We start from the raw sequence: 937 nt of genomic DNA, 5'->3' as shown, positions 1-937 counted from the left end.
AGCCACGACCCAGGTGGCGATGACGATCTCCTGGTTGATGTTCGCGCCCCCCCCGCCCGGCGGCGCAAGCCACCGGTAGAGCCAGAGCGCGACCAGGAGGTGTCCGGCCCAGAGCATCCCGACGGACGCCCAGGCGGCCCTGCGGTGCCCCGCGACGACGGCGCTGAAGCAGCTCACCGCGACGGTCAGGAAGACCGGTCCGTACGGATAGCCGGCACCCAGGTACACCAGGGCGGCGGCCGCCGTGCCGAAAGCGACGAACGACGGATACCGCTGCCGCCACAGCAGCAGGCCCGAGGCCACCAGCAGCAGCACCCGCGCGTAGCCGTCGAGCTGCTCACGGTGGACCTGCTCGTGCGCGGCGAAGTTCGAGCCGACCAGCACGAAGGCCGTCAGCACCACGGTGGAGCGCCACGGCAGACGCGCGCGGCCGGGCCCGGCGTCGCCGTCCGGGCGGTTCCACCACGGGGGCCCGTACCGCCACCACTGCGACGGTCCATGCCCTCGCACGCGCTGCTCTGCCATGCCGCCACGCTAGACGCCGTCGGTCCACAAGGACGTCAGCCGTGCGAGGTGATCACACGTACTCCCCGGGGAGTACACCCGCGGGCGTGATCAGCGCCCGCCCGCCAGCGCGTCCACCTCGGCGGCGAACATCAGCTCGGGATCGAACCCCATGCCGGTGAAGTGGCCCGCGAGCTCGAGGGACAGAAGCCCGTGCAGCCGGGTCCAGAACACCAGCGCCCGGTGCAGGACCTCGGGCGGGGCCGGGTGGTCCGCCGCCCATTGCCGGTGCTCCGCGAGGTGGGCGTCGAAGTCGCCGGGGACCGGAGCCGCCGGCCCCGCGGCCGTGCTGACGTCGAGCAGGACGGACATGATCTCCCGGGCGATCGCGGTGATGTCGTCCGGTGCGTGGTAGCCCGGGACCGGCGTGCCG

The 937-nt window shown here is 73.2% G+C and carries 1 protein-coding gene and 1 pseudogene; both read right to left on the bottom strand.

Going from position 1 to position 937, the window contains the following annotated elements; translation table 11 throughout:
• Nucleotides 1–525, bottom strand: a pseudogene (locus tag ACFW2E_RS44995) (sensor histidine kinase); the annotation flags it as partial.
• Between the two features lie 90 nt (nt 526–615).
• Nucleotides 616–937, bottom strand: a 322-nt coding sequence (locus ACFW2E_RS44990) for a TetR-like C-terminal domain-containing protein (RefSeq protein WP_384477446.1), incomplete at its 5' end; no start/stop codon positions are given.

Origin of the sequence: Streptomyces sp. NPDC058964 (genome assembly GCF_042741275.1) — a bacterium.
Lineage (GTDB): Bacteria > Actinomycetota > Actinomycetes > Streptomycetales > Streptomycetaceae > Streptomyces.
This window is presented reverse-complemented; position numbering and strand designations above follow the sequence as displayed.